Raw genomic sequence first — 23,695 nt, 5'->3', positions numbered from 1 at the left:
AGGTTTTTCAAACGCCTATCAAGCCCTACAAGAAATGTTCGAAGAAAGATACTAAAATTTGTAAGTATGTAAGGATATATGAAAGGACGTGCGTTTCCCACTAGGAGACTGAATATTCAGTCTCCTAGTGGGAAACAGATAAATGAATTTATTATCAAATACAGCATAATCTGAGGATACTCTATAGAACCTTACACAAAATTCTTGACGTTACCTATAGTTTTGGCATTTTAATTTAGAATATATTATACTTAATGAGTAAACGTATGGATGTACAAGGATAAAAGGTGGCGAGAAATAATGAAAAAAATACAGTGGGTATTTTTGTTTTATGCAATTTTAGCCGTATTTTCTATGATTGGAATTGCCATTTCCATATCGTATGAAAATATACTACTTATCTTATTATTTACATTGGCTTTGATAGTGATTATGGGATTAGGTTTCCAGCGCAAGAAAAAATTGCAAGCGGAAGGAAAATTGGATTAACTTAAAAAAGGCTGAGTGCGTATGCATTCAGCCTTATTATTATTCTTTCCGTTCAACAAAATTGTTTAAATATTTTTGAATAATCGTCTCATGGATTCCTGGTTTCGCTACTAAAAGTGAACTTTTTTCAAGAATTGAAAGCGGCTTACCATCAAGTCTCGTTACTTTTCCACCTAATTCCTCAACAATGACCCAACCTCCAGCGAAATCCCATGGTGATAGACGTAATGCTATATAGGCGTCAAACCAACCAGCAGCGACACTTGCCATTTCTAAGGCAGCAGAGCCGATCGATCTTGTTCCCCGTGCATCTTTGACTATACGATGTAAGAGCTGATAATCAATTCGCATATTATTCGTTAACCAAAATGGATTGACACCGATAATGGCAGTTTCAATAGAAGTTTCCTGTAATCGATCTAATTTATCTCCATTTAAATAAGCACCTTCACCAATTTGTGCCGAAAATAACTCATCACGAATGACGTCATAAATATATCCAAGTTTACCTTTCCCATTTTCAAAAACTCCGATTGAAATAGCAAAATTACGATTCATATGGACAAAATTCATTGTACCATCTATAGGATCTATAACCCAAATAATTCCATTAGTATCTTCTATTTCATCACCTCCACCTTCTTCACCTAAAATACGATGTGAAGGAAACGTTTGGCGGATTTTTTCGATAAAAAACAACTCGGTTTCTCGATCTACATTTGTTACTAAATCATTAGCATTTGATTTAGAAGATACTTCTAAGGTATTCTTTAACGATTCACGTATCTGTTCACCAGCTTCTTTGATCCATGCTTTTGTCATTTCATCAATATGTTTCCAATCGGTCATTTTTGTTCCTCCATTTATAACGAAATAATATATCCATCTTAAAATAAAAAAATTAACTTCGTCAACATTAGCGTATCCATCGTGATAAAAAATAAAAATGCGTTTGTCAAAATGACATTACTTTGGATTTCAAAACTACTATGCTAAAATGATGAAAAACGAATAAAGAGAGGAAGGAAAAATGAAGTTTGAAGGTTTTACTGAAAAAGATTTTCAAGTGTTTACAATAGAAGGTCTCGATGCAAGAATGAGCGCAATACAGGAACGTATTCAACCAAAGTTTCGTGAAATTGGTGACATTCTGCAAATGGAATTATCAGCTCATGTTGGTAGTGAAATGTTTTTACATATCGCAAAACACGCAAGACGTACGGTAAATCCACCAAATGATACATGGTTAGCAATCGGACCAAATAAACGCGGCTATAAAAAATATCCGCATTTCCAAGTCGGATTATTTGATGATCATGTATTTCTTTGGCTGGCCTATATTTATGAACTCCCAAATAAAACACAAATAGCACAAAACTTCCTTAACCATCTAGATGAAATTGAAAAACTTGTACCGAAAGATTATGTCGTCTCCGTGGATCATACTCAAAAAAATGCAAAACCGATTTCAGAAATCTCTCTAGAGGAAGTACTAACACGTTTTAAAAAAGTTAAAAAAGCCGAATTTTTAATTGGTAGAAACATTGCTAAAGATGATCCACTTCTGACAGACGGCGAAAAATTTATTGATTTTACGGTGGACACGTTTAAAAGATTAGTACCGTTATATAAAATGTCATATACAGGTGAACTTGTATAATGAATGGGGCTGTCAAAACCAGCCCCCAATTAAATTTTTATCAAAATATCCTCTTTGTTTTCTTTCATCCTTTTTACTGCTTTATATGATGAAAATCCACTTACCTCTTCAAATTCTCGAAAAAGTTTCTTTTCTTCCCCAATACTTGGGACAACTTCCTTAAATTTCCGGTATTTTTCCATCAATTCATTCCGTTTCATTCCTATTTGATAAACTTTTTCGATCGCCTCAAAAAATTGGACCACTTTAACAATTTCTTCTGTTGACCAATCTAGTGATATGGGATATGAATAATTCAATGTTTTACACTCCTATCAATGCCATTTTTGGCGAATTTCTTCTGCTTCCTTAATCATACGTTTAAAAAGTTCATCTACTGTCGGTACATCTTTAATTAGCCCCATCACTTGTCCTGCCCAACCAAATCCTTCTTGTTCATTTCCTTCATGAATCCATCTCTTATTTGCTGTACCAGATATGTAATCTTTCAAATCTTCGTATGTTGCATTTTGTGCTTCTAAAGCTAATATTTTTTCAGTCCAATCATTTCGAATCGCTCTTGCCGGAGCACCCAATGTACGTTTGATGACAACCGTACTTCTTTCATCTCCATCAATAAGTGCTTTTTTATAACTTTCATGGGCATGCACACATTCTTTTGTGGCAATGAAACGAGTTCCCATTTCAACACCTTCTGCACCTAAGCTTAAGGCAGCCATGAGTCCCCTTCCATCCCCAATTCCACCGGATGCAATAACTGGAATTGAAACACTATCGACAACTTGCGGAACCAATACAAATGTTGAAACATCATCTCTTCCCAAATGTCCACCACCTTCTTGACCAACAACCATAACAGCATCTGCACCTAATTGTTCTGCTTTTACTGCTTGTCTTCTCGCTGCTACTAATACCAGTTTCTTCACATTTACTCCTTTTAATTCATCAAAAAACGGAGCAGGGTTTCCACCAGTAACAGAAACAACTGGAACTTCTTCTTCCACTGCAACTGTTAAAAATTCTTTAAAAGGGCGACCATGCTGACCAATCGCAAAGTTTACACCGAATGGTTTATTCGTTAACGTTTTTACTTTTCGAATTTCTTCACGTAAGCTTTCTGGATTTGGAAGACTCATGGCTGTAATTTGCCCAAGTCCACCTGCATTACTTACAGCTGCTGCCAGTTCACTATATGCTAAATGGGCTAAACCACCTTGTATGATGGGGTATGTAATATTCAATAATTTTGTCACTCTCGTTTCCCAATTTTTCATTTCCATCCTCCTATTCTACTAATATGTATTTAGTATATCAAACTATAAAAGTGTTGCCATTTTTTAAGCTTAATATTCTAAATGTTATGATAACAAAAAAAAACAGATAGCCTAAACTATCTGTCATATATATGAAACCCCTTTAATTTTTCCGTTCAAACTATTCTTTATTATTGTCTTGATCATGATGATCTTTACCGCAACGTTGACAAACACTGTAAAGAATTGTAACTTTTTCATCTTCAAAGTATTCAACTGTAGAATTGCAAGTAGAACAAACAATTTGACCCATTTATAAATCCCCCTAATCATTTTGTTAGGTCACATTGTTTTAATGTGACATACTATTTACTTTGTAGCTTAATAATATATCACATTTATTGTTTTGTCAACATATTTTTTATCACTTTTTCTATACCGACCAGCTAATATGATACACTATTAATAAATAATGCTATTACAATTGTTTATATTCATTCTTCTTCTCAATTAATTAAAAAACACCTGTAGTCTCTATTTAAGAGGCATACAGGTGTTTTATATTCCTTAGACTTCTATTATTCCATTATTCAAATCAATTACTCTTCATCATCCCCACGATAACGTTTATAAGGTAATGGATTCCATGTGCGGTATTCAAAATCTTCCTTACGTAATGCTTGTGGGATATCTTTTAAAATTTTCTTGGCGACATCCAGTTCGCGTTGCGCTTCTGACTTATCTTGATAGAGAAATTCGTCAGATGCTTTTTCTGGTGCATTTTCCACCTTCTTCATAAGATTTTCGACAACCATCTCTTGTTGTTTCTTAATTGTATCCCGGGCTTCAGCTACCCACTCAGGTTGTACTGTTCTTAATGTATCGGTTACATAACTGAATTCTTCAAAGATTTCTTTATACACTCGATCCGCATTTTCCCGGACATCTTTTATCGCAGATTCCAAATCTTCAATTGTTAACTCACTAACCTCAAGAGGCTTCTCTCGTTTCGATCCCCCGATACCTTTTGAATGTAAGTAGTATGGAAAAATTGACTTAATCGTTTTTCCAACCGGATTGATCGCTTGACCATTTTCATCAACACCTTTTGGTTGAATACCTTGCATAGCAATTCTAGCTGACTCTGGACGAACAATTTCTTTCGGTGGTAATACACCGTAACGTAACAACTCCCGGATACCTGTCCCAGAAATATTAATGCGATAGCGATCATCGTGTGGACAAGTTTGTTCTGTTGCCGGACTATCACAACGTGTACAATAAAACACTTCATGGAACAAACGAATATCAATGCCTAATTCCTCTGTGCTAAAGGAATCGAACACAGAATGGCTAGCATATTTATCATAAAAATCACCGACACCGGCGTGATCCCGGCCAATTAACGCATGGGTACAGCCGTAATTTTTCATAATAAGTGCATGTAGTACCGCTTCACGTGGCCCTGCGAAAATATATGTCACACGTAAAGGAGCAAGAACAGTTCTATCTTTTGGATAATAAGTATTTAAAACCGCACGATACGATAGCATACGGAATTCGTGTCTAGTATATTCCCGTTTTGCCATTTCTACTAACGGTTGAACAAACAAACCATCCATCTCTTCTAAAGCATTTCGATGAATATATTCATGTCCGCGATGTAATGGGTTTGCACCGGTAATAAACCCTGCCACCGTTTTAAATTTCTTTTCCTCATAGAACAACTTCCACGTTTCCTTTGGTTCTAATCGTAATTCTTCAAAAGGTCCCCAATGTACACGATTTAAGAGTTGAATTGGTCCTGCTAAGGCCGTATCTCCCATTCTTCGATAAATGGAATCTACACCTGGATGACTCCGATCTGTCGTACCGAAAAGATGTTGGGCACGAAAATCACGATCGTATTCAAAAATGTCCTCTAATTTTAGTAATGCGATTGGTTTCATCGTTTCATCGATTAAAGCTACTTCATCGCCAACGGATAACGTTCGAATCACTTCTTTATTTCGATCACCAATTGGGGCAAAACTTAATGGAACTGGCCATATAAGACCATTCGTTAATCTTCCTGTTTCTAATACCGATTTATAATCGGCTTCATTCATAAAACCTTCATTTGGTGAAAGAACACCTGTTGCAATCATTTCAAGTGTAATAACCGCTTCTAAATCGACCATAATTTTTGGTAAATGTTTAGCTCTCTCCAAAGCTTCTTCTCGTGCTTTACCTGTAAGAACTCGGTTAACAAGTTTTCCCCCATGTGGCTGTTGAGGATATTTTGTTATTTTTTCCTCAACTTTTAATACTTGATTCTCCATCAACTTCACCTCATCCCCTACACAAATCTTTTTCTATGATTTTTGTCTCAATGGAAAATATTATATTCCCAAAAAATATGACACACCCCTTTGTTATAACCACCCAATTATCACCTATTTAAAGACAAATTATAAGTGTATATTTTTTGGGAATATTATTTTAATTGAATTATATCAGATTAATTTAAATATTTAAAATTATTTGCTTTCCTTATAACCAGTATGCGCTCGTACTGACACTTGAGCATAACGTTTTGTATCATATTCTTTTGATAATATCGTTCCTAAATAACCGGCTAGAAAACCAACGGGCACACTGACAAGTGCTGGATTATCTAATGGAAAAATAGGTTCCCCCACAAAAAGGGCGGCTCCCTCTACCGGTGAAAACACACTAGGGCTAATCGATACTAAAATTAATGCGGAAAATAATCCGGCTAACAATGCACTAACAGCACCTGTTGTGTTAAAGCGCTTCCAATAAACCGTATATAAAATGACCGGCAAATTCGCACTAGCTGCAATACAAAAGGCTAACGAAACTAAAAAGGCAACATTTAAATATTGAGCACCTAATGATAATAAAATCGAAACTACCGAAACACCTAATGCAGCATAACGGGCAGCTAGCATTTGTTGCCTTTCAGAAATTCTCCCTTTTTTAATAATTTGCCCGTATAGATCATGAGCAAAAGCAGAAGCTCCAGATAAAACGAGACCCGCAACAACCGCTAATATTGTTGCAAAGGCAACTGCACAAATGATCGCAAACAAAATATTTCCGCCAATAGCTTCTGCAAGTAACGGTGCGGCCATATTGCCTCCAGGGTTTGCTGCTAAAATTTTACTTTCTCCTACATATATGGCTGCTCCAAACCCTAAGAATAATGTTAAAATATAGAAGATTCCGATTGTCCAGGTTGCTGTAATAACCGATTTTCTTGCCGTTTGCGCATCTTTTACTGTGAAAAAGCGCATTAAAATGTGCGGCAATCCCGATGTCCCTAAAACTAAGGCTAACATGAGGGATAATGTACCTAATGGATCAGTATATTTAATTCCAGGATTTAAGTAATTGGCACCGTGACTTGTAGCTGTTTTGACTTCTGTAAACATTGCCCCGATATTAAAATTAAATTGCCACAAAACCATGAATGTCATGATAATCATTCCAGCCATCAAGAGTACAGCTTTTATAATTTGTACCCAACTCGTTGCAAACATACCACCAAACAAAACGTATATGGTCATCATCACTCCGACAATTAATACCGCTACCCAATAAGGAATATCAAATAATAATTGAATGAGTGCTCCTGCACCAACAAGTTGGGCAATCATATAAAACAAAACGATCGTAATCGTACTCAAGGCGGCTGCACCACGTACTTTTCTAGCATCAAAACGCGCATTGATCATATCTGCTAACGTATATTTACCGAGATTTCGTAAAGGTTCTGCAACAAGGTACAGTACAACAAGATAAGCGATTAAAAAGCCGATGCTGTAGAAAAAGCCATCAAATCCTTGCAAAGCAATCATCCCTGCAATACCAAGGAATGAAGCAGCAGATAAATAATCACCCGCAATTGCTAAACCATTTTGAAAACCCGTTAAACTCCCACCTGCTGTATAAAAATCCCCTGTTGATTTTGTTCTTTTTGCGGCAACATAGGTGACATATAACGTAAGTAAAACAATCGCAAGAAAAAGCGTAACAACAATTGGATCCACATTTTTACCTCCCTTATTTCAACTGGTCGCGTATAATTCTTTCCGCTTCTTTATCAAATGAAGATGCTTTTCTCACATAAATGCTGCTTAATACCCAAACCATAATAAATTGAGAAAAAGCAAAAATCCATGTCCACGAAATATCACCAATTGCTGGTGTATTTAAAAATGTCGTATACGATGTAAAAATTGGTAATAAAAAGTAGAAAATCATGAAAAATATTGTCATTGGAATGATAAATCTCCTTTTTTTCGCTAAAAACGCTTTAAACTGCGGACTACTTTGAACTTTCTCATAATCAATCTCTACTTTCTCTTTTTGTAATTGCTCCTGAGCCAAACGAACCAACCTCCTTTTATTTTTATTTTTACTGATAATTATATTTATTCTGAATATTCATTGGTAAAATTATGTTTAAATTGTTAACATTTCAGGTTGAATGGTGCATATCTTTACATGAATGGCAAAAAAAGAAGATGAAGATGCCTTCATCTAAATTTTCATATGTTTAATTAAATAGTCCTATTTAAATAATTGCAAAATCGTTTTACTAGCGGAACGGCTTACTGGTATTTTGGTCCTGTTTTTATCTTTTAATGTAAGATTACTAGTTCCATTAAACCACGGTGTTATTTCTAACACATGATTGAGATTTACTAAATAACTCCGATGGGGACGATAAAAGGGATAACCTTCTAACTGCTTTTCCAATTCCTGTAAAGTCATGCGACTAAATATAACTTTGTCTTCAGTATGAATTTCTAATAAACGTTTATTTGGCACTGCATAATAAATCGATTCTGGGGCGACAAGTACCATTCTTTCTCCATCATCAATTAACAATTTTGATATCTTCGCCTTCTTAAACTTTTCCTCCTCCTTATCATTGTTCTTTACATTCATCAACATTTTCCGAACACGATCCATCGTTCGTCTAAATCGTTTTTCTTCAAACGGTTTCAGCAAATAATCCACGGCTTCGACATCAAAAGCATCCATCGCATATTCGTCATAGGCTGTAGTAAAAACAAATAATGGAAAATGATTACGCGCATGTTTTTTAATATATCGCGCCGCTTCTAATCCCGTTAATTTGGGCATCTCCACATCAAGAAAAATAACATCAGGTTTATTCTCAAAATATAATTCAATTAATTGTTCTCCAGTTTCAGCATGGGGGGTGAGGATGATATTTTCTTCTTCCTCTAACAAATAGAACAATTCTTTTCGTGCCATCGGTTCATCCTCTGCAATTAAGACACGAATTTTCATCCCATCACCTCTTTTCTTTCATTTGATATCGGAATCGCAAACCGTACTTCACTTCCGCCACCTTCCAAGTTACGTATATGAAGTTTGGAAGATTCCCCTAATAAGCGGATTAATCGTTGATTCACATTATAAAGACCTGTTCCTCCATGATGATCATGAGTAAACGGTTGTTTACCTACAATAGGTAAAATATGTGTTGGAAACCCACTTCCGTTATCTCGGACAGTAACGATAAGTCTACTATTCTCTTTTATTAATATTATTTGAATTATGCAATCTTCTTGCTTCTTTTTTAAACCGTGATTTACTGCATTTTCAACTAAAGGTTGTATCGTTGATGGTGGAATATAAATATTTGTTAAATCGACCGGCTTTTGAAAAATAATCTTCAATCTACCTTTGAACCGTTCTTGAATTATGTCTGTATAGGCCTCAACATGTTCGCATTCTTTTTCAAGTTCCACTAACGATTTCGAAACTAAACGTATATTAAAACGCATAAAACTAGCCAACTGTAACGTAATATGCCTAGCGTTTGCTGGATTTTCTCTGAATAGACCTGCGATCAATTGCAATGTATTAAATAAAAAGTGCGGGTTTATTTGAGCTTGTAAATTCCGTAATTCTGCATCTCGAATTGAATCCTTTAATTTTTCAGCCCTCAACATATTTAACTGGTGCGAGATAAATTGACCGATTCCATCAGCCATCATCAACTCAACTTGTGAAATATGTTCAGCTTTTCGAAAATAAAATGTAATAAGATAGGTTACTTGTTCATCTTCAATAATGGGTATAAAGATGGCTGCTTCGAGTTGACAATGCTTCTCACTACATTTCAACTCTGATTTCAAAGTACAAATTTGTAGTTGTTTCGTATTTATTGCTTTTAATGCTCCTATCGAAACAGTCGTATCCCCTTGTTTGTGATGATCCTCCCCTATCCCTTTATGTGCTAAGATCGTTTGCTCGTTTGAAATCGACACTGCTGCAATTCTTAAACGATGATAAAGTAGCTCTGCTAATCCTTTTGCAACTTCAATTTCGGAATCTTTCTTCAAAAAGGGCAAAGCCTCTTTCGCAATGGCAAAAGCTTGTTTTGAAGCAAGGGCGGCTTCATTTTCTTGTTCTTGCAGCACAATCCCAATCATTGCTGTAAAAATAGCAATGGCTGAACTGTTTGTTAAAACGAGCGGTAATCCAATCGTATTTACGATCTCAATGATATTAAAATAATCAATATATAATAAAAGTAATAATTGCATATGCAAAATAGGAGGGAAAACACCAATAAATAACGCTTTAAAAGGTGAGATGACCCGTTCATTTGAGAAAAAACGTGCGGTCAAACCTGCAAGCAACCCTGTTAATGGATTAATAAACGCGTTGGCCACTGTTCCAACGCCACCAAGTAAAAATAAATGAATCCCAGTTATAACTCCAGCACCAAAACCGAGTAAAGGTCCGCCTAATAAACCTGCAATGACGATCGCAACTAGACTCATACTAACAATTAAATGATGGTCTTCAACAGGAAATATAATCAATGTCTGACTAACAGCCCCATCTTCTTTAATGACAATGCCAATCATCGTGCTGGCTATGCCAAACAAACCGAAAACGAAGGTGTGAACAAGAGACATTTTTACACTATACTTTCGGTAAAGCAGTGATTTAAATCCAGGTGTTCTTGTCATAACAAATGCAATGATAAGTAACAAACCAAGACGTTCAAATAGCGTAATTGTTAAACTTACCATTCCTGATCTCCCCTTGATGAGATACCAGTTTGCGCCTTTATATAAAAGTCATGAAAGTTCGTTTCCTTATGAAGTGAATTCTTGGAGAATAAGCTACCTAATAGAGCGCCGGCAAAACCGATCGGTATGGTGATGATACCTGGATTATATAATGAAAAAATCGGATCAGCATTTATCCATCCATCAACTGGATTCATAATATAAGGACCGAGTGCAACAAAAATGATAGAAGCTGCCACTCCAGAGATAATAGCCGAAATTGCACCCACATGGGTAAAGCGTTTCCAGTAGATTGTTAAAATCAAAACAGGAAAGATGCTAGATGCTGCAACAATAAAAGTCATAGAAACAAGGAATGTAACATTGATCGATTCTAACCGAAGAGCAAATAAAGTAGATAGAAATCCAATAACAAATGCTGTCAAACGAGCTGCCCACAATTGCTCTTTTTCATTCGTTTTTTCTTTTTTCCAAATGTGGTAAAAAATATCATGTGAAAAAGCTGTCGTCGCTGAAATGGCAAGACCAGATACAACGGCTACAATCGTCGTAAAAGCAACAGCTGATACAAAGGCTAATAAAAAGTCGCCGCCAACGACGCTTGCAAGTAATGGTGCTGCTAAATTCCCTGTTGGATCTTTTGCAATCAATTGTTCATAACCTAAGAGTGCTACTGTTCCAAATCCTAGGACAAGCGTCATAAAATAAAACAAACCAATGATCCAAGTAGCACTAAGGAGTGACTTACGAACTTCAGCCGTATTTCTTACAGTAAATAAACGCATTAAAATATGTGGGAGGCCAGCCGTACCTAATACTAAAGATAACTGTAGAGATAAGAACTCCAATGAGTTATGATATAAATGTCCTGGTAAAAAAAATTGTTCTCCAAGCGGTGTTCCTTCTTTCACTTTACTTAAAAGTTTCGACAGATCCCAATTGAAATGGGAAAAAACAATGAGGGTAAGCAAAAAAGTACCTGACATAAGCAGTACAGTTTTAATGATTTGTACCCATGATGTGGCAACCATGCCACCAAATACGACATAGATTGTCATAATCGTCCCGATAACAAAAACTGATAGAGAATAATCTATATCTAAAAGTAATCGTAACAAAAAACCCGATGCCACTAGCTGCGGGATCATATAAAGAATAGAGATAATAAATGTACAAAAAGCCATCATAAAACGCATCGTTTGACTCGGAAATCTTGTACATACAACATCTCCAAGGGAATATTTTCCTAAACGATGAACAGGTTCGCTAACGAGAAATAATACAACAATATAAGAAACTAAAAAGCCGATCGAATACAAAAAGCCATCATATCCACGAATAGCAATCATCCCAACAACACCAAGGAATGATGCAGCGCTAATAAAATCACCGGAAATCGCCATTCCATTTTGATAACCTGTCAAGGTACCACTTGCTATATAATACTGCTTTGTCGTTCCACTGCGTTTTGCTGCCCAATATGTAATAATTAACGTACATACAATGATATAAATTAACAATAGAAAATAGGTTGGGTTCACTCCAAATTCTCCCCTTTAATTTCCTCAAGCTTTTGATCATATTTTTTTGCTTTCCAGTCATAAATGCCACAAAACAACCATGTCATTGGAACTTGTATTAACGCAAAGACCCAAGCCCAAGGGAGATTAAAAAAAAGCTTGGTTTATTCATGACATCAGGTATAAAAATGAGTGATAAAGGAAGGCAAAAATAAATCAATAATCCTATAAAAAAAGTTGGAAAAAGCCATTTCTTTCTTGAATAGACGAGTTGACGAAGCGATTCCTCCATCCTTTATCCCACCCTTTAATAATTGAATATTCCTAATTTTATATAAATGATACAAAAACAAATATACAATGTAAAGTTGATTGATTAAGAGAATACAAAAAAATAAATGGTCGTTCTAACATCTTACTTGTCTGTCGACATTTCTTTTTCTCTAACAAAACATATACCTATTAATCCTAATAGAGAAAAGATGACTGGAGAAATAAAAGCTACAAAATACCCATGGGTTAAATGGTCTGTCGTCTGTTGGAAATATCCTAAAATGGTGCCAAATATAGTTGGTAATAAAACGGCACTTAAAAATCCCCCCGTATTCGCAACACCTGATACGACACCAGAATCGTAGATTGAAAAATGTTTTCTGACAATGGCAAACGTTAGGACACTTGAGCCAAACCCAAAACCGATAAGAATAAATAAAAAGTATAAGAGAATAATAGGCGGTTGACCTCTAAATATTAAAAAAACAAACCAGCTACTTACAACTAAAATATGTATAAATACGTATAGCTGCTTAATTGTACCTAATCGACTTGAGAGCCAACTTGCCAAAGGCGCACCGAAGATGGCTCCGAATAAGCCAGTCATTATCATTTGACTAGCTTCAGAACGACTCATCCCGTATATCTCTATACCAAAAGGAACTGCCCAAGAAGAAATAAAACCAATAAACCCACCAACAATACCAAAATGGCAAAAAAATAAAGCAAGCGTTTGACGATTTGTGAAAACTCTCTTTAATTGCTGTAAAAGCCCTTCTCGTATGGTTCTTTCATTATCAATTGTATTTTTTAACAAAAGTTGAGCTGGTAGTTTAAACAATACGAAGTATAGTGTGATAAAACAAAGGACTAACAATATCCCAATCGTAAAAAAAGGAATACGCCATCCATTTTGATCAATCCAAGCAGACAAGGGTACCGTTGCCATTAAGAATCCGATACTTCCTGTCATACCAGCGAAACCGATTATTCTAGTAAATTCATTTTTCTGAAACCATTCACTTAATATTAAAACAATAGATATCCAAACTGTTGCATCACCAGTCCCTGTTAGCACTCTTGCAAAAAGCAAAATATACTCATTCGGACTGCAACTATATATCGATATACCGATTCCTGTTAATAATGAACCAATAAATAATATTCGATCTGGTCCATAACGGTCGACAAGGATGCCCATTGGGATTTGTAAACTGGTAAAAATAAAAAAATGGATACTTGCTAGAATGCCTACTGTAGATGCAGTTAATTGATATTCTACCATTAGTTGATCCGTAATTAATCCAGGTGCAGTACGTTGAACAGACATAATCAGATAAGTGAATAAAACGGATATAAATACAATCCATCGAAACTTACTTTTTTGTTTTTCCAGTTTCATCACCTACAATTCTATTCTTTTTTCATTATATTTGATGATGGATTCAGTTAGTACCTTTCCTCTTTGTCCAATAAAAAAAGCTATCTCTATTTCCATAGAGATAGCCTTCGTATGAATCATTATTTGATAATATGAATTGGTGAACCTAGCGCAACCTCTGCTGCTTCCATTGCATTTTCACCGAATGTAGGGTGAGCGTGAATTGTTAATGCAATATCTTCTGCAGTCATACCAGCCTCAACAGCAAGTCCAATTTCAGCGATTAAGTCAGAAGCGTTAGGACCTGCAATTTGGCCACCGATCACAACACCGTCTTCTTTACGGACAACGATTTGATAGAAACCATCGGTGTTGTTTAGAGCTAATGAACGACCAGATGCTGCGAATGGGAATTTACCAACTGTAACTTCGATCCCTTCTTCTTTCGCTTGTTCTGGAGTGTAACCAACAGAAGCAAGTTCTGGATCCGAGAATACAACTGCTGGAATACCTAGGTAATCAATTTCAGCTGGTAATCCTGCAATTGCTTCAGCAGCAATTTTACCTTCATAAGAAGCTTTGTGTGCAAGTTGAGGACCTGCAACAATATCGCCGATTGCATAAATATTTGGTACATTCGTACGGCATTGTTTGTCGATTTCAACTAATCCACGATCGGTTAATTTTACGCCTGCTTGCTCTAGACCTAGTTCATCTGTATTTGGACGACGTCCTACCATGACAAATACATAGTCGGCAGAAATTTTCTCTTCTTTTCCACCAACTTCGTATGTTACTTCAACGCCTGTGTCGCTTTCTTCAACGCCTTTAGCCATGGCGTTCGTAATAATTTCAGCACCTTTGCTTTTGAAGTTTTTCTTCACAAGTTGTGTCATTTGTTTTGGATAGTTTCCACCTAGAATATCAGATGTACCTTCTAAAATCGTAACTTTTGTACCAAAGTTAGCATAAACGCCACCTAGTTCTAGACCTATTACTCCTCCACCAATGATTACAATTTCATTAGGGATCTCTTCTAGATTTAATGCGCCTGTTGAATCAAGTACACGTTTAGAAAATTTGAAAGTAGGTAGTTCAATTGGGCGAGAACCAGTTGCTACAATCGCATTTTTAAATTGATAAGTTTGGGCAGAATTTTCGCCAATGACACGTAGTGAATTACTATCTACAAAGAAAGCTTCACCTTTTACTATTTCAACTTTGTTTCCTTTTAATAAGCCAGAAACACCGCCAGTTAATTTTTTTACTACACTAGATTTGAATGCTTGTACTTTTGACCAGTCAACTTTTACTTGTTCTGCGGATATACCGATATCAGCAGATTCTTTAGCATCTAAATATTTGTGTCCTACGTTAATTAAAGCTTTAGATGGAATACAACCTACGTTTAGGCATACGCCACCTACTTCATTTTTCTCTACAATCGTTACTTTTTGACCTAATTGTGCTGCGCGAATCGCTGCAACATATCCCCCTGGGCCAGCCCCAATGACAATTGTATCAGTTTCGATTGGGAAATCTCCTACTACCATATTTGTAACGCCTCCATAATGTTTAGTTCTGGGTCGCACTTTCTCTACTTACATAATTATTTATGTAAGTGAAGTTGTAACCTGTCTAAGTATTCACATTGATTATTAGACAGAAGTTGCAAAAATTTCTCCGTCGTATATTCTTTCGAACTCATACGCCCCATCAATAGTATAGCAATATATGACAATTTTCGCACGAGTTAATTATTGAATACATGGACAAATTAAAGGAACGAAATGATGCAACTTCTGCCTAAGCAAAATTTTACAATTAAACTTCTAGTAATAATAATTCTGGGTCATTTAATAGACGTTTAATATGATTTAATGCACTTTGTCCTGTAGCACCATCAATTAAACGATGGTCGAAGCTTAGTGATAATGCAAGCATTGGTGCAGCAACAATTTCACCATCTTTTACAATTGGTTTTTCTTGAATACGACCTACACCTAAGATGGCAACTTCAGGGTAGTTTAATACTGGAGTGAACCATTGACCACCAACAGATCCAATATTGGTAATTGTTGCAGAACCGCCTCGCATTTCTTCAGCTGAAAGTTTTCCTTCACGAGCTTTACCAGCTAACTCGTTGATTTCACCAGCAATTGTAAACATTGATTTTTTGTCAGCATTTTTAATGACTGGAACCATTAAACCTTTATCTGTATCAGCTGCAATACCGATATTGTAGTAATGTTTTTGGATGATTTCTTGTGTTTCTTCATCTAGTGATTGATTTAAAGCTGGGTACTCGCGTAGAGCACTTACTAAAGCTTTTACAACATATGGTAAGAACGAAAGTTTAACACCTTTATCAAGTGCAACTTGTTTATATTTCTTACGATGTTCCCAAAGTTTTGTTACGTCAACTTCATCCATTAATGTAACGTGAGGTGCAGTTGTTTTCGATTCAACCATTTTCTTAGCAATCGCACGACGAATACCAGACATTTTTTCTCGAGTTTCTGGATATTCACCTGCTGGTACAGCAGCAGCTTTAGGTGCAGTTGCTTCAGCTTTAGTTTCTTGTTTTGTTTCTTGAGCTTTAGGTGCTTCAGTTGCCGCTTTCGCTTGTCCACCTGAAACAAATGCATCAATGTCAGATTTTAAAATTCGACCGTTTTTACCAGAACCTGCTACTAAACGAATATCGACACCTTTTTCACGAGCATATTTACGTACACTTGGCATTGCGATCACTTTACGATTTGGATCGACATCAGCTGTTTGTGTAGCAGGTGCTGCTTGTGGAGCTGCTGGTGTTGCATCTGCTTCTTCTGCAGGTGCTGCTGGAGCTTCAGTTTTGTCAGCATATCCAGGTGCATCAAAAGTAATTAATGTATCACCAACAACCGCTACTTGACCTTCCTCTACTTTGATTTCTAACACTTTACCGGATACTGGAGATGGAAGTTCTACAACAGATTTGTCGTTTTGAATTTCAACTAGAACATCATCTTCTTTAACTTCGTCACCTGGTTTTACAAACCATTTTACGATTTCGCCTTCTGTAATCCCTTCACCGATATCATGAAGTTTGAATTCAAATAAAGACACACCGCCAGATGCAGGTGCTTCTGCTGCTGGTGCTGTTGCTTCCTTCGGAGCTTCTTCTGTTGCGCCTTCATATCCAGGTGCATCAAATGTGATTAAAACGTCACCTACAACAGCAACTTCTCCTTCTTGTACTTTGATTTCTAATACTTTACCGGATACTGGAGATGGAAGTTCTACAACAGATTTGTCGTTTTGAATTTCAACTAAAACATCATCTTCTTTAACTTCGTCACCTGGTTTTACGAACCATTTTACGATTTCGCCTTCAGTGATCCCTTCACCGATATCGTGTAATTTAAATTCGAATGCCACGAATATCCCTCCTAGTGGTAGTTTTCATGTTGAACGTATTTTTATGCAAAAAAAGATGGGACGAAATAGATTCGATCAATTTCGTCCAACATTATATTTTAAATTAGAAAGTTAAAACTTTTTTCGCAGTATCAATAATGTCTTTGTAATTTGGAAGCCATACTGATTCTGCTTGTGCAAATGGATAAACTGTATCAGGTGCTGTTACACGTAAAACAGGAGCTTCCAAACTTAGAATTGCGCGTTCGTTAATTTCTGCTATAACGTTCGCTGCAATACCTGCTTGACGTTGTGCTTCTTGAACAACAATTGCACGGTTTGTTTTCTCAACAGATTTAACAATTGTTTCAATATCTAATGGATGCACAGTTCTTAAGTCGATAACTTCTGCAGAGTAACCTTCTTTTTCTAATTCTTCTGCAGCTTTTAATGATTCATGTACCATAGCACCATAAGTAATGATCGATATATCTTTACCTTCACGTTTCACGTCAGCTTTTCCAAGTTCAATTGTGTATTCACCCTCTGGCACTTCTTGACGGAATGAACGGTAAAGTTTCATGTGCTCTAAGAAAATGACTGGATCATTATCACGGATCGCGGAAATTAATAATCCTTTTGCATCATATGGTGTAGATGGAATAACAACTTTAAGTCCTGGTGTTTGAGCCATCAATCCTTCTAAACTGTCCGCGTGCATTTCTGGTGTAGCAACACCACCACCGAATGGTGAGCGGACAACAATTGGCATATCAAATTTTCCGCCAGTACGGAAATGATAACGAGCCATTTGACCAGCAATGGAATCCATTACTTCATATACGAAACCAAAGAATTGAATTTCTGGAATTGGACGGAATCCTTGAGTCGCTAAACCTATTGCAAGACCACCGATACCAGATTCTGCTAAAGGAGTGTCAAATACGCGATCTTCGCCAAATTCAGCTTGAAGACCTTCTGTCGCACGGAATACACCGCCATTTTTACCAACGTCTTCCCCGAAGATTAATACTTTTTCATCGCGTTTAAGTTCAACGCGCATTGCATCAGTAATTGCTTGAATCATGGTCATTTGAGCCATAGCTTACTTCGACTCCTTTTCTTTATAAATTTCTAGCTGTTCTTGTAAATTCGTATCTAGATTTTTACTCATAATGGAGATGAGATCAGATACTTTTTGTTTTGGAGCAGCGTCTGCTTGTTTGATTGCTTCTTTAATTTCTTCTTTTGCTTGCTCAATAACTTGTTCTTCCATTTCTTGGTTCCATAGGCCTTTGCCTTCTAGATATTTACGGAAGCGAATTAATGGGTCTTTTCTTTCCCATTCAGTGTCTTCTTCTTTTGTGCGGTAACGAGTTGGATCATCACCACTTAATGTATGTGGACCATAACGATAAGTTAATGTTTCAATTAATGTTGGACCTTCTCCAGCTACTGCACGTTCACGAGCTTGTTTAACTGCAGCATAAACAGCAAGTGGGTCCATACCGTCTACTTGAATTCCAGGAATTCCAGCAGCAACTGCTTTTTGAGCTAATGTACGTGCTGCAGATTGAACTGAAACTGGCGTAGAAATCGCAAAACGGTTGTTTTGTACAATAAAGATCGCTGGTACTTTGTAAGCTCCTGCAAAGTTAATACCTTCGTAGAAGTCACCTTGAGAAGTACCACCATCACCTGTGTATGTAATAGCAACCGTGTTACCACCATTTTTCTTAATTCCTAAAGCCACACCAGCAGTTTGGATATATTGAGCACCAATAATAATTTGTGGTGGATAAATGTTTAGTCCGTCTGGTATATTCATTCCTTGATAGTGCCCACGAGACCATAGGAATGCTTGATGTAATGGTAAACCATGCCAAATAAGCTGTGGAATATCACGGTAACCAGGTAAAATATAGTCATCTTTTTCCAAAGCAAATTGTGAAGCGATTTGGGAAGCTTCTTGACCAGCTGTTGGAGCATAGAAACCTAAGCGTCCTTGACGGTTCAATGCTGTGCTTCGTTGGTCTAGTATACGAGTGTATACCATGCGACGCATTAATTCTTGTAGTTGTTCATCAGTTAAATCAGGCATTGCATCAGCGTTAACTACTTCGCCCTCTTCATTTAATATTTGAAGCGTCTGAAACTGTTTATCAACGGTTTCTAATTGTTTCTTAACATCAAGCTGTGCATTTTTTGCTTTTGATGCCATTTGTCTCTTCCTTTCTATAACAATTTTTATAATACCGGGTAACATATAGAAGTGTGTTCCTCTATAAAATGTTTCCCATTTATTCACTAAAATATCGACAAAATAAATGGAAGTTATCGTTATTGTATAAAAACCCTGTATTAATAAAAAATTAAGATTGGATTAATACAACCTTCAACATCCAAAATACAGTGTACACCATATATACCCAATACGTCAAACACTTTATATTATAACTTTGAAAAGCTTTTTAAATATTATATTTGATGATGCAATGTTCGCGATCGCGAAACTGTTTCAACGTATCACTAGTATCTGTATCAATCATTATTTACCATTCATAAACGGATTGATATTATTATATTAAGAAAACGTTTTCTAAAGTAATAGTATGTATATTTTAAGTTTAATTTCAATGTTTTTTTGGGGTTTGTAACAAATGTATCGCTTATTTTAACTTTTCTACAAAAAGTAAATCGTAAGTTTTATCTTTCACACAAAAAAGAAAAGACTCCCTTAAAAAATAGGCAGCCTCTTAAATATCAATTTAATCCCGATTCTTTATAAAACTTAATTTTTAAATCATTATATTGTTGAGTCAGGTCATTAAACCTTTCATTTAAACTATACACTTCTTCATACACTTTATTAATTTTATCGACCTTATCTTTCAGTTCTTCTAAAGATACATTTTCATCCTTTAACATATGGTACAATTCTTGATCCTGTTTTATCCCAAGACTGTATTGTTCATACAATTTTGCATGGGATTCATACCGATCTTTCATTACAACATATAATTCACTCGCTAATTTTTTCAACCCTTCTTCATCGATGTTATTCATTTTTTCTTTTATTTTTTCAAATTCTTTCTCTGCCTTAACAATACTTTCTCTTTCTAAATCAATCAGTTCTTGTCTTTGCTCGGATAAAGCGATCGCATCATCACTTAACTTTTGAATTTCTTCAATCTCTTTTAATCCAAGGTTTAATATTTTTTCATATATTGCTTTTTCTTCTTCTTCCAGTTGAACTAACGGTTCTTGTTGCTTTTCAAATCCCTTTTCCAATTGAACAACAGCTTCTAATGTTTCATAAATTTTCTCTTCTTCTGGCTGACTACAGCCTGACAAGAATAATATCGTCATTATACTTAATAGTCCGATTATAAATACTCTCTTTTTCTTCAACCAAATAACCTCTCTTCCTCTTTTGTTTAATATACTGTATTTTATAATTATTCCGCAATATTTCCGCCGTCCTCTATTAAAAAACTGGAATCTATCATTTGGTTTTATCGTATTCCTCTTTTATTTTTTCTATGACTTTTTTTCAAGATAGTTTTACAAAATCACTCTTTTTGGCGCTTTTATATATACTTATATTAAAAATGAGTCCTTTTTTGAGGGTGATCTTTGTGATCACAATGAACGACATTATTCGCGATGGGCATCCTTGTTTAAGGAAAGTTGCTGATTTATATATTTTATTGGAGTTTGTAAAAAAAGAAATAGCAAATAATATGGTCTAAGACCAGGGATTGGCCATACTGCCTCGTAAATCAACGTTACAAAAACGAATGATCGCTGTACATGTAAGAGATAAAAACGGAAAATGGTTTAGTTGTGCACTAGTCATTCTCTATAAAAAGCTTATTTACTAAAAGGAAAAGGTTGTTTATCCATCGATGAACCACACCCAGGATTTGTACCACGCTATGCCAAGGTGTCAATAAAAGGGGTCGATATTGATGGAAATGAAATGAAAGTTCGTGCTAAAGGTTTACCGCTATCTGTTTCCATCATGAAATTGATCTTTACGGCATTTTATTTTATGATCACATCGATAAAGAAAATCCGTTTAAACCAATCGAAAATGCAATTCCAAAATATTTTTTACAAGAAAAAGGAATGCTAAACTCGCATTCTCTTTTCCATCCTCATTGCATATCTTCAAATTTGCTTTCATGATTCCAATTTAACCCATGAAATATAATGGATTTTTCACATATAATATAGATAGATATAATAAAGTTTCGAATTTCTACAAACCTCTACAAACATTCGGAAGGAGTGGACCACGATGTTAAAAAAGCTTAGAAAAAAGCTTTTAAATCGGTGGAAAGAACTGCTTCGTAAAAAAATGATTGCTTAATTCGCTTTTTGTATCCAAATTGTGACTTGCCTTTTTTAAAAGGCAAGTTTATTATCTTTATAATCAAAGATTCACTTAAGTAGAAATACTAAAGTTAAGCGAAATTTACTCCGTATTTTCACAAAATGGAAATAAAAACTTTCTTCTGTTATCCATTTTATGATAATCTGTAATTAAGTATATGGGTCCGGTAAAGAAGAATCTTAAAAAATAAGGAATTTGGCAAAATGTGTTGTTAGAATAAAGAAACTAATGAACATCATTACTGTTGAATTAGTAAGGAGAGAGATTAGAGCATGATTTTTAAAGTGTATTACCAAGAAAACAAGGAACAAGTACCAGTACGAGAACGAACAAAATCGCTTTATATAGAAGCAGAATCTAAAACAGAAGTGTACGAAAAACTAGAAAAAACCCCATATCTTATCGAATATATTCAACCGTTAACAGAGGTTGATTTACAATTTGAAAAACAAAGCGAAAATTTTAAATTAGCGGAGATTTAGTATGAAACCTATAGTAAAAAATGACCAAACGGCCGTATTTGCCCTCGGGGGGTTAGGGGAAATCGGTAAAAATACGTATGCTGTACAATATCAAGATGAAATTATTATTATCGATGCTGGTGTCAAGTTCCCTGAAGATGAATTATTAGGTATAGATTATGTTATTCCTGATTATTCTTATTTAGTTAAGAATCAGGAAAAAATTAAGGGCTTATTCATTACCCATGGTCACGAAGATCATATTGGTGGTATTCCATATTTATTAAAAGAAATCAATGTACCTATTTACGCAGGCAAGTTAGCCATTGGCTTAATTAAAAATAAATTAGAAGAACACGGCTTACTTCGTACAACTAAATTTATTGAAATATGCGAAGATGACGTTATTAAATTCAGAAAAACTTCAGTAAGTTTCTTTAGGACAACACACAGTATTCCAGATTCCTATGGTATCGTTGTAAAAACACCGCCAGGAAATATTGTTCACACAGGTGATTTTAAATTTGATTTTACCCCTGTAGGTGAACCGGCCAACTTAGCAAAAATGGCGGAAATTGGTAAAGAAGGTGTGCTTTGTTTACTTTCTGATAGTACGAACAGTGAAATACCTGAATTTACAATGTCTGAGCGAAAAGTCGGCGAAACGATTAACGATATTTTTAGAAAAGCGGATGGGCGAATTATATTTGCAACGTTTGCTTCAAATATATATCGCCTACAACAAGTGTCACAAGCTGCTATTGAACACGGCAAAAAAATTGCCGTATTTGGGAGAAGTATGGAAGCAGCCATTGAAATTGGACAAGAGTTAGGCTATATTAACGCTCCAAAAGACTTGTTTGTCGATAGTCAACAAATTAACCGATTGCCGGCCAATCAAGTCGTCATCCTTTGTACAGGAACACAAGGTGAACCGATGGCGGCCCTTTCTCGTATCGCAAACGGAACACATCGACAAATATCGATTATTCCAGGTGATACAGTTGTCCTATCATCCTCACCAATTCCTGGCAATACAACAAGTGTTAACCGAACAATCAATCAATTATATCGTGCGGGAGCAAATGTCATCACAAGTCAATTAAATGATATTCACACATCAGGACACGGTGGTCAAGAAGAACAAAAGCTTATGATTCGTCTTATTAACCCGAAATTCTTTGTCCCAATTCACGGTGAATATCGTATGCAAATTACCCATGCACGAACTGCAATGGACTGTGGTGTACCTGAAGAAAATTGTTTTATTATGGATAATGGTGACGTATTAGCTCTAACTAGTGAAACAGCAGAAGTTACCGGAAAAGTTCCTTCTGGTTCGGTTTATATTGACGGAAGCGGTATTGGAGATATCGGAAATATCGTACTTCGTGATCGGAGAATTTTATCCGAAGAAGGTCTTGTCATCGTAGTTGTAAGCATTAATATGAAAGACTTTAAAATTGCAGCCGGACCCGACATTATCTCTAGAGGATTTGTTTATATGCGTGAATCTGGTGATTTAATTAGTGAAGCTCAAAATTTAATTCATAAGCATTTAGAAAAAATAATGGAGCGAAAAACGAGCCAATGGTCAGAAATTAAAAATGAAATTTCTGATACCTTAGGACCATTCTTATACGAAAGAACGAAACGTAGACCAATGATTTTACCAATCATTATGGAAGTATAATTCATTTCTTTACAGATCCATATTCAAAAAGGGGTACTAAACACTGAACATCAGCTGTTTATCGTACCCCTTTTTT

General features: G+C 35.7%; 20 protein-coding genes and 2 pseudogenes. 5 read left to right on the top strand and 17 right to left on the bottom strand.

Features of this window, described 5'->3' with window-relative positions; translation table 11 throughout:
* Nucleotides 1-300: 300 nt before the first annotated feature.
* Complete coding sequence (locus OEV82_RS09690) at nt 301-489, top strand: YlaF family protein (protein ID WP_173661554.1); 189 nt, start codon at nt 301-303, stop codon at nt 487-489.
* A 39-nt stretch (nt 490-528) separates the two neighbouring features.
* Here the strand turns inward: OEV82_RS09690 and OEV82_RS09685 are convergent, their stop codons facing one another.
* A complete protein-coding gene (locus tag OEV82_RS09685; RefSeq protein WP_173661552.1) occupies nt 529-1,338 on the bottom strand; it encodes an inositol monophosphatase family protein in 810 nt (269 codons plus the stop codon).
* 181 nt (nt 1,339-1,519) lie between these two features.
* On the opposite strand from OEV82_RS09685, the gene OEV82_RS09680 reads away from it, so the two are divergent.
* Nucleotides 1,520-2,149: a YktB family protein gene (locus tag OEV82_RS09680; RefSeq protein ID WP_263061760.1), complete on the top strand. Its 630-nt coding sequence runs from the start codon at nt 1,520-1,522 to the stop codon at nt 2,147-2,149.
* A 29-nt stretch (nt 2,150-2,178) separates the two neighbouring features.
* Here OEV82_RS09680 and OEV82_RS09675 read toward each other — a convergent pair whose 3' ends face one another.
* The 16 genes and pseudogenes from OEV82_RS09675 to OEV82_RS09605 form a co-directional block, all read right to left on the bottom strand.
* Nucleotides 2,179-2,448, bottom strand: a complete 270-nt coding sequence (locus OEV82_RS09675; RefSeq protein WP_173661548.1) for a UPF0223 family protein — start codon at nt 2,446-2,448, stop codon at nt 2,179-2,181.
* A 15-nt stretch (nt 2,449-2,463) separates the two neighbouring features.
* Nucleotides 2,464-3,423, bottom strand: coding sequence for an NAD(P)H-dependent flavin oxidoreductase (locus OEV82_RS09670; RefSeq protein ID WP_263061759.1), 960 nt, complete (start codon nt 3,421-3,423; stop codon nt 2,464-2,466).
* A gap of 160 nt (nt 3,424-3,583) precedes the next feature.
* Nucleotides 3,584-3,715, bottom strand: a complete 132-nt coding sequence (locus OEV82_RS09665) for a GapA-binding peptide SR1P (protein ID WP_173661544.1) — start codon at nt 3,713-3,715, stop codon at nt 3,584-3,586.
* A 286-nt stretch (nt 3,716-4,001) separates the two neighbouring features.
* Nucleotides 4,002-5,723 (bottom strand): sulfate adenylyltransferase, encoded by a 1,722-nt coding sequence (locus OEV82_RS09660; protein WP_263061758.1) that lies wholly within the window; start codon nt 5,721-5,723, stop codon nt 4,002-4,004.
* 198 nt (nt 5,724-5,921) lie between these two features.
* Nucleotides 5,922-7,457 carry a solute symporter family protein gene (locus OEV82_RS09655; RefSeq protein ID WP_263061757.1) on the bottom strand — a complete coding sequence of 512 codons (1,536 nt, stop codon included), beginning with the start codon at nt 7,455-7,457 and terminating at the stop codon, nt 5,922-5,924.
* 13 nt (nt 7,458-7,470) lie between these two features.
* Nucleotides 7,471-7,797, bottom strand: coding sequence for a DUF485 domain-containing protein (locus OEV82_RS09650; RefSeq protein ID WP_263061756.1), 327 nt, complete (start codon nt 7,795-7,797; stop codon nt 7,471-7,473).
* A gap of 183 nt (nt 7,798-7,980) precedes the next feature.
* Nucleotides 7,981-8,730 carry a LytR/AlgR family response regulator transcription factor gene (locus OEV82_RS09645; protein WP_173660641.1) on the bottom strand — a complete coding sequence of 250 codons (750 nt, stop codon included), beginning with the start codon at nt 8,728-8,730 and terminating at the stop codon, nt 7,981-7,983.
* Nucleotides 8,727-10,490 (bottom strand): LytS/YhcK type 5TM receptor domain-containing protein, encoded by a 1,764-nt coding sequence (locus OEV82_RS09640; protein ID WP_263061755.1) that lies wholly within the window; start codon nt 10,488-10,490, stop codon nt 8,727-8,729. The genes OEV82_RS09645 and OEV82_RS09640 overlap by 4 nt, the downstream gene beginning before the upstream one ends.
* The gene (locus tag OEV82_RS09635) at nt 10,484-12,031 is read right to left on the bottom strand and encodes a solute symporter family protein (protein ID WP_263061754.1); all 1,548 of its coding nucleotides are present in this window, start codon (nt 12,029-12,031) and stop codon (nt 10,484-10,486) included. The genes OEV82_RS09640 and OEV82_RS09635 overlap by 7 nt, the downstream gene beginning before the upstream one ends.
* Nucleotides 12,028-12,162 (bottom strand): annotated as a pseudogene (locus tag OEV82_RS16170) (DUF485 domain-containing protein); the annotation flags it as partial. The pseudogene OEV82_RS16170 and the gene OEV82_RS09635, both read right to left, overlap by 4 nt.
* Nucleotides 12,163-12,425: 263 nt before the next feature.
* Nucleotides 12,426-13,679, bottom strand: coding sequence for an MFS transporter (locus tag OEV82_RS09630; protein WP_263061762.1), 1,254 nt, complete (start codon nt 13,677-13,679; stop codon nt 12,426-12,428).
* A gap of 125 nt (nt 13,680-13,804) precedes the next feature.
* Nucleotides 13,805-15,217, bottom strand: a complete 1,413-nt coding sequence (gene lpdA, locus OEV82_RS09625; RefSeq protein ID WP_263061753.1) for a dihydrolipoyl dehydrogenase — start codon at nt 15,215-15,217, stop codon at nt 13,805-13,807.
* A gap of 271 nt (nt 15,218-15,488) precedes the next feature.
* Nucleotides 15,489-17,087: a dihydrolipoyllysine-residue acetyltransferase gene (locus OEV82_RS09620; RefSeq protein WP_263061752.1), complete on the bottom strand. Its 1,599-nt coding sequence runs from the start codon at nt 17,085-17,087 to the stop codon at nt 15,489-15,491.
* Between the two features lie 103 nt (nt 17,088-17,190).
* On the bottom strand, nt 17,191-18,168 hold the full coding sequence (locus OEV82_RS09615; protein ID WP_263061751.1) for an alpha-ketoacid dehydrogenase subunit beta: 978 nt from the start codon (nt 18,166-18,168) through the stop codon (nt 17,191-17,193).
* Between the two features lie 3 nt (nt 18,169-18,171).
* On the bottom strand, nt 18,172-19,287 hold the full coding sequence (gene pdhA / locus OEV82_RS09610; protein WP_173660025.1) for a pyruvate dehydrogenase (acetyl-transferring) E1 component subunit alpha: 1,116 nt from the start codon (nt 19,285-19,287) through the stop codon (nt 18,172-18,174).
* Nucleotides 19,288-19,829: 542 nt separating this feature from the next.
* Entirely contained in the window at nt 19,830-20,477 is a 648-nt protein-coding gene (locus OEV82_RS09605; RefSeq protein ID WP_263061750.1) for a YkyA family protein, read from the bottom strand.
* Nucleotides 20,478-20,704: 227 nt separating this feature from the next.
* Here OEV82_RS09605 and OEV82_RS09600 point away from each other — a divergent pair.
* The 3 genes and pseudogenes from OEV82_RS09600 to rnjA all read left to right on the top strand — a co-directional run.
* Nucleotides 20,705-21,170 (top strand): annotated as a pseudogene (locus tag OEV82_RS09600) (peptide deformylase); the annotation flags it as partial.
* Nucleotides 21,171-21,737: 567 nt separating this feature from the next.
* On the top strand, nt 21,738-21,947 hold the full coding sequence (locus OEV82_RS09595) for a DNA-dependent RNA polymerase subunit epsilon (RefSeq protein ID WP_173660022.1): 210 nt from the start codon (nt 21,738-21,740) through the stop codon (nt 21,945-21,947).
* A 1-nt stretch (nt 21,948) separates the two neighbouring features.
* Nucleotides 21,949-23,619: a ribonuclease J1 gene (gene rnjA, locus OEV82_RS09590; RefSeq protein ID WP_173660020.1), complete on the top strand. Its 1,671-nt coding sequence runs from the start codon at nt 21,949-21,951 to the stop codon at nt 23,617-23,619.
* Nucleotides 23,620-23,695: the final 76 nt, after the last annotated feature.

Source organism: Pallidibacillus thermolactis (assembly GCF_025660415.1).
GTDB lineage: Bacteria > Bacillota > Bacilli > Bacillales > Caldibacillaceae > Pallidibacillus > Pallidibacillus thermolactis.
This window is presented reverse-complemented; position numbering and strand designations above follow the sequence as displayed.

Coding starts and splice junctions, on each gene's coding strand:
- OEV82_RS09690 (WP_173661554.1), top strand. CDS start 301: ATGAAAAAAATACAGTGGGTATTTTTGTTTTATGCAATTTTAGCCGTA.
- OEV82_RS09685 (WP_173661552.1), bottom strand. CDS start 1,338: ATGACCGATTGGAAACATATTGATGAAATGACAAAAGCATGGATCAAA.
- OEV82_RS09680 (WP_263061760.1), top strand. CDS start 1,520: ATGAAGTTTGAAGGTTTTACTGAAAAAGATTTTCAAGTGTTTACAATA.
- OEV82_RS09670 (WP_263061759.1), bottom strand. CDS start 3,423: ATGAAAAATTGGGAAACGAGAGTGACAAAATTATTGAATATTACATAC.
- OEV82_RS09665 (WP_173661544.1), bottom strand. CDS start 3,715: ATGGGTCAAATTGTTTGTTCTACTTGCAATTCTACAGTTGAATACTTT.
- OEV82_RS09660 (WP_263061758.1), bottom strand. CDS start 5,723: ATGGAGAATCAAGTATTAAAAGTTGAGGAAAAAATAACAAAATATCCT.
- OEV82_RS09645 (WP_173660641.1), bottom strand. CDS start 8,730: ATGAAAATTCGTGTCTTAATTGCAGAGGATGAACCGATGGCACGAAAA.
- OEV82_RS09640 (WP_263061755.1), bottom strand. CDS start 10,490: ATGGTAAGTTTAACAATTACGCTATTTGAACGTCTTGGTTTGTTACTT.
- lpdA (WP_263061753.1), bottom strand. CDS start 15,217: ATGGTAGTAGGAGATTTCCCAATCGAAACTGATACAATTGTCATTGGG.
- OEV82_RS09615 (WP_263061751.1), bottom strand. CDS start 18,168: ATGGCTCAAATGACCATGATTCAAGCAATTACTGATGCAATGCGCGTT.
- pdhA (WP_173660025.1), bottom strand. CDS start 19,287: ATGGCATCAAAAGCAAAAAATGCACAGCTTGATGTTAAGAAACAATTA.
- OEV82_RS09595 (WP_173660022.1), top strand. CDS start 21,738: ATGATTTTTAAAGTGTATTACCAAGAAAACAAGGAACAAGTACCAGTA.
- rnjA (WP_173660020.1), top strand. CDS start 21,949: ATGAAACCTATAGTAAAAAATGACCAAACGGCCGTATTTGCCCTCGGG.